General features: G+C 65.4%; 9 protein-coding genes and 1 tRNA gene. 9 read left to right on the top strand and 1 reads right to left on the bottom strand.

What is annotated here, in order from left to right; genetic code table 11:
* The 7 genes from OXU42_01205 to OXU42_01175 form a co-directional block, all read left to right on the top strand.
* Positions 1 to 917: ABC transporter ATP-binding protein (locus OXU42_01205; GenBank protein ID MDE0028006.1), on the top strand; the 917-nt coding region annotated here is incomplete at its 5' end.
* Between the two features lie 12 nt (positions 918 to 929).
* Positions 930 to 1925, top strand: a complete 996-nt coding sequence (locus OXU42_01200) for an ABC transporter ATP-binding protein (GenBank protein MDE0028005.1) — start codon at positions 930 to 932, stop codon at positions 1923 to 1925.
* A 27-nt stretch (positions 1926 to 1952) separates the two neighbouring features.
* Positions 1953 to 2774: an alpha/beta fold hydrolase gene (locus OXU42_01195; GenBank protein ID MDE0028004.1), complete on the top strand. Its 822-nt coding sequence runs from the start codon at positions 1953 to 1955 to the stop codon at positions 2772 to 2774.
* A gap of 95 nt (positions 2775 to 2869) precedes the next feature.
* Positions 2870 to 3079, top strand: a complete 210-nt coding sequence (locus OXU42_01190; protein MDE0028003.1) for a CbtB-domain containing protein — start codon at positions 2870 to 2872, stop codon at positions 3077 to 3079.
* Between the two features lie 341 nt (positions 3080 to 3420).
* Positions 3421 to 4227 (top strand): hypothetical protein, encoded by an 807-nt coding sequence (locus OXU42_01185; protein ID MDE0028002.1) that lies wholly within the window; start codon positions 3421 to 3423, stop codon positions 4225 to 4227.
* Complete coding sequence (locus OXU42_01180; GenBank protein ID MDE0028001.1) at positions 4224 to 4847, top strand: glutathione S-transferase N-terminal domain-containing protein; 624 nt, start codon at positions 4224 to 4226, stop codon at positions 4845 to 4847. Before OXU42_01185 ends, OXU42_01180 begins: the two co-directional genes overlap by 4 nt.
* Before the next feature lie 135 nt (positions 4848 to 4982).
* Positions 4983 to 5056: transfer RNA gene (locus tag OXU42_01175), tRNA-Arg, on the top strand.
* A gap of 13 nt (positions 5057 to 5069) precedes the next feature.
* Here OXU42_01175 and OXU42_01170 read toward each other — a convergent pair.
* Positions 5070 to 7064 carry an alpha/beta hydrolase domain-containing protein gene (locus OXU42_01170; protein ID MDE0028000.1) on the bottom strand — a complete coding sequence of 665 codons (1995 nt, stop codon included), beginning with the start codon at positions 7062 to 7064 and terminating at the stop codon, positions 5070 to 5072.
* Between the two features lie 322 nt (positions 7065 to 7386).
* Here OXU42_01170 and OXU42_01165 point away from each other — a divergent pair, with 322 nt between their 5' ends.
* Both OXU42_01165 and OXU42_01160 read left to right on the top strand, forming a co-directional pair.
* The gene (locus OXU42_01165; GenBank protein MDE0027999.1) at positions 7387 to 8226 is read left to right on the top strand and encodes a VOC family protein; all 840 of its coding nucleotides are present in this window, start codon (positions 7387 to 7389) and stop codon (positions 8224 to 8226) included.
* A gap of 33 nt (positions 8227 to 8259) precedes the next feature.
* Positions 8260 to 8571 (top strand): YciI family protein, encoded by a 312-nt coding sequence (locus tag OXU42_01160; GenBank protein MDE0027998.1) that lies wholly within the window; start codon positions 8260 to 8262, stop codon positions 8569 to 8571.
* Positions 8572 to 8687 lie beyond the last annotated feature (116 nt).

Genomic DNA, 8687 nt, shown 5'->3' with positions numbered 1-8687 from the left:
TTTCGTTCACCGTGGAGCCCGGCGAGGCCCTGGGCATCGTGGGGGAATCGGGATCGGGCAAGACCGTGACCGCGTTGTCCATCATGCGCCTGCTCGATCCGGCGGCCAGGATCACGCGCGGGCAGATCTGGTTCGACGGCCGGGACCTCGCAACCCAGGACGAGTCCGCCATGGAGTCCATTCGCGGGCGCAGGATCGGCATGGTGTTCCAGGAGCCCATGACCAGCCTCAACCCGGGCTACACCGTGGGGGAGCAAGTGGCCGAGGTGTACCGCCATCACCTTCGCTTCAGCCACGCGGAGGCACGGCGCCGCACCATCGAGATGTTCGAGCGCGTCAAGCTGCCGGGCGCCCGGGAGATGTTCAACAAGTACCCGCACGAATTCAGCGGCGGCATGCGCCAGCGCGTGACCATCGCCGCCGCGCTGGCATGCGGACCGTCCCTCCTGATCGCGGACGAACCCACGACGGCCGTGGACGTCACGATTCAGGCGCAAATCCTGTCGCTGCTCGGGGAGCTTCAACGGGACATGAACCTGGGGCTCCTGTTCATCTCCCACGACTTGGCCGTGGTATCGGAGCTGTGCACGCGCGCCGCCGTTCTCTACGGGGCGAAATTGATGGAAGTCGGGAGCACGGACGCGATATTCACCGCTCCGAGGCACCCTTACACGGCGGGCCTCATCAACTCGGTGCCGCAGAGAGGGCAGCCATTGCAGGGCGTCCCCGGCACCATCTTCGACCTGCGCACGCCGCCTCCGGGCTGCCGCTTCCATCCGCGCTGTGCCCACGTCCAGCCGCGATGCAAACGGGACATCCCGGAGTTGACCCGGTCGCCGGCGAATACGCCGGCGGAGCGCGGGCATGTATACGCATGCCACTATCCGTTGGCTCGTGTCGGAACGCGGCCAACGTAAAACGGAACCGGAATGATGGAAGCCCCCGGTATGGCCGGCAGCGCGCCGTCTCTGCTCCACGTCCGCGACCTCGTCAAGTATTTCGACGTGAGCGGAGGGGCGTTTCGCCGCCTTCTCTACGGCCGGCGCACGGTGCAGGCGGTGGACGGGGTTTCGTTCGAGGTCGCCCGGGGCGAAACCCTGGGCCTCGTGGGAGAGAGCGGTTCGGGCAAGTCGACCACGGCCAAGCTCATCGCGAGGCTGCTTCCGGTCATGTCCGGGGACGTGTTCCTCGCCGGCCGCGACATTCTGAAGGCGTCCACCAGCGACATGAAGGCGCTGCGCAAGGACATCCAGTTCGTCTTCCAGGACCCGTTCTCCTCCCTGAATCCGCGGATGCGCACCGAGATGATCATCGGCCGGGCCCTGTCCATCCATTTCGGCCTCCACGGGGACGCGCGGCGCGAGCGTGTCGTGCAACTGCTCGAGCAGGTGGGATTGTCCTCACAACACCTTGAACGCTACCCGCACGAGTTCAGTGGAGGACAGCGGCAGCGGATCGCCGTCGCCAGGGCGCTGGCCACGGAGCCTTCGCTGATCCTGGCGGACGAACCCGTCTCGTCGCTGGACGTATCGATTCAGGCCCAGGTCCTGTCCCTCCTACAGGACCTCCGCAGGCGGCTGCGGCTCACCATGGTCTTCATCACCCACGACCTCAACGTGGCCGAATACGTGTCCGACCGCATCGCGGTCATGTACGGCGGCAAGATCATGGAGGAGGGCGCCACGGACGACGTGATGCAACGCCCGCTGCATCCTTACACCAAGGCCCTCCTCGACACGCGCCCGCGCATCGGCCACACGGGCCAACTGCGCCCCCTCGAAGGCGAGCCCGCGGTGCCGTTGAACCCCGGCCCGGGCTGCCGGTTCGCATCCCGCTGTCCGCTGCGCGTCGCGGAATGCACGGAGCAAGCCGTTCCCTTGCTGGAGAAGAGGAGGGGGCACGGGGTCGCGTGTATCCGGGCGTAGATCCCGCGGGGATCAAGGAGCCTTATCATGCTGATCGCGGATGACGGGCAATTCATCGATATCGAGGGCTTGCGAACCTTCTACGTTCGGCGTGGGAAAGGGCATCCCATCGTCCTGATCCATGGCGGAGCACCGGGCGTTTGCGCATCTGTAAGCTGGAGTCCCAACGTCGACCGGTTCGTCGACGCCGGTTTCGAAGTCATTGCCTTCGATCAGCCCGGATACGGTCTCACGGACAACGGCGACGACTTCTCGATGGAGTTCCGTTGCCGTCACGCGCAGGCCTTTCTCGCCGAGATCGCGCTCGAGCGGTTTCACATGGTCGCCAATTCCCAGGGCGCTTACATCGCGGTCAACATCGCGCTCGCGGACTCCCGCGCGCGCCGCTTCGTCACCACGGCCAGCGGCACCATCGCTCCGCGAGGCTCGGCGGCATCCGCTGAGCAGGCGGCGGCGCACGGGGCGCAGCTCAGGAGCTACGAGCCCAGCCTGGAAAACGTCCGCAACATGACCATGAAGACCCTGTACCACAACGAATTGGTGGACGACGCGCTGGTGGCCACCCGCTACGAGATGAGCGTGGGCAAGAACTACGAAGCGCAGCAGAAGAGGCGCGATGCGCCCGCGCCGCCATCCTTGAGCGACGTGCTGCCGACACTCAAGAACAAGACACTGCTGCTGTGGGGCCGGGACGATCACGGCGTCGCCCTCGAACGCGGGATGCTGCTCTTCCAGCAGCTTCCCAATGTCGAGATGCACGTGTTCAGTGAATGCGGCCACTGGTGCCAGTGGGACCAGACAGAGCGTTTTCACAACGTCGTGGAGAACTTCCTGAACGCCCCTGAATGACCAAGAGAGGAGGTGTCGCATGGGGCTGGGATGCCTCCACTCTCGTCCGGGCCTTGCTTGACAATCATCCACGCCGTGGCATAGATTCCACTGCCATGATGGAAGTGACAGAGCGACTGACTCGAAGCGCCGCGTCCGGACTCACCGCGGTGATGTCCGAAGCATCGTCCTTTTACCTGAAGTCCGCGGTGTTCATGGCGGTGGTGGGCGTGCTTCTTTACGTGAGTCTGGCCGCCGCCTATCCTCCGGTTCACGATGCCCTGCATGACTTGCGTCATGGTCTGGCCATTGTTCCGTGCCACTAGCCGACACTCTTCGCAACCCTTCACATCACGGTCCGTGGGTCGGGCCCAAGCCTCCGTCGTTGCCAACCCCGTTGCCGCCGAGCTTGGGAAGATGCTTCACGGCCGTTGCCCGAGTGCTGTCCCTGCTCTTTGCACTCCTGTTGTCCGCGAGTCTGGCCGCTCCCTTCACGGCCTGGGTCGACGAAAGCGCCATCAGGATTCAGGTATCGCCCGACACAACCCTGTTGCGCCCCCTGAAGGACTCGGCCCGCATCACCGTAGACATCGATGAAGACGGGAGAGGCTCCGGCGCCCCGTTGGACCTCTCCATCCTTCTCACGGCGCCGCCGCCCGGCAACCTCGTGTCCACGGACTTCCCGCTGATCGAGGGAACCCGTCTCGTCGAGATGAAGCTCGCCGGCGTGACCGGAGCGCTTTCCTGGGACTATGTCTTCCCGATTCGGGGCACTTACCGCCTCGAAGTCAGCGCCACCGACGCACAAGGACGCCGCCTCCAAGGCTCCCGGTCGGTCCAGGTTCGCGAGAACCGCACGAAGACCGCCTTTCTCGCCGCCTTTGTCGCAGCTCTCTTCCTCCTGGGTTTCATCGCCGGCAGGATCTTCACCGTTCCTGCGGGCGTGGTGGCGGTCCTCGCGATCGTGCTGCTGTATAGCGCCGGAGGGAACGGAATCCTTGGGGCGGAGACCGTCCGAGCCACGGCGCTCGATGGCAAGCTGACGGTGACGCCCTCCCTCGTGGGACATCCGAGTACCATTCGATGGCGCGGCACTCACCCTGGATCGGAAGAGGCCGTACCCGCCGCGGTAACCCTTCGTATCGTGCAGCTCGAGAAGGGTCGGGAAATATTCCGGTTGAACAGGGCGCCCACGCGCGGCACTCTCGATCTCGTGTTCCACTTCGTGGACGCCTCGCCTCACACGGTGTCGGTCGTCGCGACCCCTCGGGGAGGGCAACCGGCAACAGAGGTCACACGGACCGTGCAGGTGGAATCGGACACGGCGCAATTCGGCGCACGCGTCCGCCCGGTCGTCCTTTTCCTGCTCGTGGTGTTGGCCGGCCTCGTCGCCGGCCGGATAAGCAAAAAACGATTCCCGCGGTTGCCCTGGGCCGGCAGGCGAACCAGGTTGGCTGCGAAGGAGGCTTCATGATCGATCTGTACACCTGGAGAACACCCAACGGCCGCAAGGTGTCCGTCATGCTGGAAGAGTTGGAGATGTCGTACACCGTGCATCCCATCAACATCGGCAAGGACGAGCAGTTCGCGCCGGATTTCCTCGCCATCAGTCCCAACAACAAGATACCCGCCATCGTCGACCAGGATGGTCCGGAGGGCAGCCCCTACAGCCTGTTCGAGTCCGGCGCCATCCTGCTCTACCTTTCCGAAAAGGCTGGCGGCCGGTTTCTCCCCGAGGAGTCCCGGGCGCGCCACGACGTCATGCAGTGGCTCATGTTCCAGATGGGCGGGGTAGGGCCAATGTTCGGCCAGGCGCACCACTTCATCGGCGCCAAGGAGCAGCTTCCCTACGCCATCGACCGGTACAAGAACGAAACCCGCCGTCTATATGGCGTGATGGAGAAACGCTTGTCCGATCATGAGTATCTTGCCGATGACTACTCGGTGGCGGACATCGCGACCTACCCGTGGGTAGGCCGGTACGAGAGACACCAGGTGGATCTGGCCGACTTTCCGAACGTCAAGCGCTGGTTCGACGCCATCGGTGCCCGCCCAGCGGTCCAGCGCGGGATGCAGGTACCGCCGGATGCCTAGCCCTAGCACGAGGAAACCACCACGAAGGGGTCGTTTGACAAGCCACGCGAGGGCGTGTCAGAAACGCTCCTCACGGCCGCGGAACAGGTACCCACGGGTGTCTGGACGCCGATGCCGTGCTAGACTTCCCGATACGCCCCCGTAGCTCAGCAGGATAGAGCACAGGATTCCTAATCCTGGTGTCGTGAGTTCGAGTCTCGCCGGGGGCATTCCACACGTCTTTCAGCCTGACTTCACGGCCTCCACGTACGCCTGCCGGGAGTCCGCCAGCAGCCCCTCGGCGTCCTCCGCCAGCATGTAACCCGCCTCCACCAGAGCGGCGATCTGCTCGCGTACCCGGTCGACGTAGGCGTCCACGTTCCCGTACCGCTCCTCCAGGGAAAGCCGTGGGTCACCGCCGGCTTCGCGTTCGGCGCGAGTCTCGGGGAAGGGGATGCAGGAACCAAGCAAGTCGGCCAGCTCGCCTTCCGCCAGCTCCTCGGACTGCAGGTTCCATCCCGTGTGTGTAGCCAAGGGGACGCCGATCGCGGGGAGGCGGATCCCGGCGACGTCGTTGCCGTCGGCGTCCACCGCGGGCACGAGGATGGTGTAGCCGGCGCCGTCCGGCGCGGCCTTGGGGCGGGCGTCGATGACGCCGTGGGTGACGCCCTCGCCGTAGTCCAGGAAGAGCTGGCGGTTGTGGAGTCCGGTGCAGGGCGCCCCGGGAATGGCGGGGAAGCCGGTGCGCAGGCTCTCGGGCGTGACGTGGGTGCCGTCCTCCGTTCGCGGAATCCGGCTCGGGGGCGGCTCCGTGCCGTCGGTGGCCCAGCGGTCCATGGCGACGATGAGCGCGCGCAGGACCGGACCGATGTCCAGGGGGTTGGTCAGGTTTTGGGTCTTGGCCTTCTTCGCCCGGGCGCCGTGAAGGGCGTTGTGCTGCGCGCTGGCCATGAGATAGATGCGCACGCCGTCGGGTGGAGACACGTCGTTCCCGCGTCCGTCGGTATGGGCGAGCGCGCCGCGCTTCTGCCAGTATTCGGTGGAGGTATTGGTGTGCAGCACCAGGGGATCGGTGGCCGGCCGCTTGAGAATGCCGTCCCGGCGGCCGCTCTGCGGATCCTCCATGACGCTGTAGGCGAAGGGGAACAGTTCGGGCTCCTGTTGGTTGGAGTGCTGCTGGCACGAGGTGACCGGGCGCGCGAACTCGTAGTTGAGGAACATGCGGCCGCCGCCGCCGGCGTGGGGCGCGATGGCGTCGAACACCTTCCGGCCGCCCTCGTCCTCGTTGAAGCCGTGGTAGACCAGGTCCCGCAGGAACCTTCCGCTCTGGGACCGCCCGCACGCATAGGCCCTCTCGACCCCGCCACCGTCCGACAGGGGGTTGGGGTTGCCGTCGCTGTCTTCCTTCCCGTAGCGCAGGAACGAGATCAGATCGCGCACCGCGGCGAATCCCAGGCCGAGCACCAAGGGATCCCGCGCCGTGTACACCAGTTCGTAGATGGCCCCCGGGATGAATCCGCCCGGCAGATGAAGGTGGGCCGCGCTCGGCGTGACGTTCGCCGGTCCGTCGCCGTCGGCCTGGGTCTCCACGGCAAACGCCCAGTCCCCGGGCGGAACCGGTTCCCGCTCGCCGTAGGAGCGCATTCTCACCGTCAACTCCGCTCCGGAAGTGTCCAGGTTGGCGGCGGGGTAGCTGCGGACGCGCGGATCACCGCTCAAGGGCTGGGAACGGACGCCGGGACGCTTCACGCAGATCTCGGTCCGTACCTGCCGCTGAATCGGCTGCCCGTCGTCCGTGGCCACCGGGACGTCCAGGACCATGCCCTCCTTCCACGGCACGAGGTCTCCCTGCCAGCCGGACGTGACCCAGGTAAAGCCGTGACGCATCAGGAACCCGTTGCCGGCGTGTTCCAAGGTCATGGGGTTATTGCACTCCGGCGCGTCGTTCAGGAACATCAAGGCGCGTTTGCTGCCCCGGTTGGGTGCTTCGTAGAGCACTCGGCGGTTCCCCTGCGCCATGTGCTTCGGCCGCAGGATGTGGACGTTGCAGGTGTACTCCACCGCGCCGCGGTCATTGCGCGGCGCCTTGGCAAGGTTGATGATGCAGGCATTGCGGGGATCGTCCGGCGTCACCTCACCGTGGACCTGGGCCGCGACGACCTCGTAGGGGCCGGCGGAACCGAACTCGTGGCCGTCGGCGAAAGGCAGCGCACGACTGGCAATGAATTGGCGAAGCATAAGCGGAACCTCCGACAATGTAGTGCATGGATGCCGCGCCACGCGGCGCCCATCAGAAAACCTTCGTCAGGTCCATGATAGCGGTGGCCGGGTCCACCAACTCGCTGGGCTCAGTCGTCATCATGGGTCTCCCGTGTCTCCCGATACTGCCGCCCGGCACATGTCGATGGAAACAGGGAGAGGGGCAAAACGCAAACGTAAACACGGCAGGGACAAGGGCACTTCATCAACCGCCGGAAATGCGCTACGTTGGCCCGTAACTCGCGCATGCGGGCCACTCACGAAACACTTCGGACGGGACTCTATCGGGGAGGAAGTCGACATGATCAAGCCAACCGCACTCAAGCGCGGCCACTACGAATGCAAGTCCCTGGACGATACGTTGCCGGTGCTCACGGATCTCTTGGCGTTCGACGTCGTGCGGCAGGGAGACGGTCAGGCGGCGGTGAAGCATCCCAATACGGACTGGGAACTCGTCGTCCACGAAGGAGCGCCGGAGGCGGTGGACAAGCCTCACCTGCACCACTACGGCGTGCGGGTGGAGACCCTTGAGGAAGTCAACGCGGCCTACGACTACCTCCAGTCGCAGAAGGAACGCTACAAGCTCATGCGCGTCAGCCGCCCGCACGAGAACCACTTTGCCCACTCGGTCTATTTCCGCGAGCCCGGCGGCAACGACTGGGAGATCGAGTACTACGACCACGAGGCGGTGGTGCGCGGCCAGCGCAACGCCATCAACCCGTGGGGCGAGAAGAAGTTGACCGAGGAACGCTTTCCCGGGCGCGGCTACCTGCCCCAGGCGCTGAGCCACGGCACCCGTGAATGCGACGACAAGGCGGTCAGCGCGAAGTTCTACAGCGACGTGCTGGGCCTGGAGATTCTCGGCGGCGGGAGAATGTCGGTGTACATCAAGCACTTCGACACGCCCTGGTACGTGGTGGTGCTGCCGGGCCGGAAGCGTCATTACGTGTCGTCGTTGAACCGGTTCACGTTGGAGGTGGAGAGCGAGCAGGAGGTGGTGGACGCGCACCGGGCGTTCCGCACGTCCGGCAAGGACATGGGCATCGGCGAGGTGCGCGATCTCCAGGAGGACGACGGCGAGGTGTCGTTCGTGTTCAGCGACCTGGACCAGAACTGGTGGGACATCTGCGCCACGCGGTAGGCGTTCGCGCGGACGACAAGGGAGAAGACGAACATGTGGTTCATCGGAATGAGGAGCGCGGTCAAGCCCAGGGAGGAGTGGACCGTCACGCTGGACGATCATCTGTCCTGGATGAAGCGCCAGCATGCGGCGGGAAAAATCGTCATGTCGGGGCCGACGCCGGACCGCCGGCTCGGCATCTACCTCATACGCGCGGACTCACGGGACGAGGCGGAGGAGATCGCCGGCAGCGACCCCTACACGGCGGCCGGTTTCTGCACGTTCGAGCTGATCGAGTGGGAGATCCACCAGATGATGGGGGCCGGGCCGTTCTCCATGGCGGAGATCAAGGCCCAGGGGCGGTAGGGCCTTGTGACGCTATAGGGCGGCCGCGGAGAACGTGCGGCGCCAGGCAAAGGCGCGCTGCTCGAAGCGGGCGATGACGCCGTACTCGATGATCAGCATCAGGATCACGAACAGCA

The organism is Deltaproteobacteria bacterium (assembly GCA_028818775.1).
GTDB lineage: Bacteria > Desulfobacterota > Binatia > UBA9968 > JAJDTQ01 > JAJDTQ01.
Note: the sequence above shows the minus strand (reverse complement) of the source record. Positions and strands in the feature narration are given on the sequence as shown.

Coding starts and splice junctions, on each gene's coding strand:
- OXU42_01200 (MDE0028005.1), top strand. CDS start 930: ATGATGGAAGCCCCCGGTATGGCCGGCAGCGCGCCGTCTCTGCTCCAC.
- OXU42_01195 (MDE0028004.1), top strand. CDS start 1,953: ATGCTGATCGCGGATGACGGGCAATTCATCGATATCGAGGGCTTGCGA.
- OXU42_01190 (MDE0028003.1), top strand. CDS start 2,870: ATGATGGAAGTGACAGAGCGACTGACTCGAAGCGCCGCGTCCGGACTC.
- OXU42_01180 (MDE0028001.1), top strand. CDS start 4,224: ATGATCGATCTGTACACCTGGAGAACACCCAACGGCCGCAAGGTGTCC.
- OXU42_01170 (MDE0028000.1), bottom strand. CDS start 7,064: ATGCTTCGCCAATTCATTGCCAGTCGTGCGCTGCCTTTCGCCGACGGC.
- OXU42_01165 (MDE0027999.1), top strand. CDS start 7,387: ATGATCAAGCCAACCGCACTCAAGCGCGGCCACTACGAATGCAAGTCC.
- OXU42_01160 (MDE0027998.1), top strand. CDS start 8,260: ATGTGGTTCATCGGAATGAGGAGCGCGGTCAAGCCCAGGGAGGAGTGG.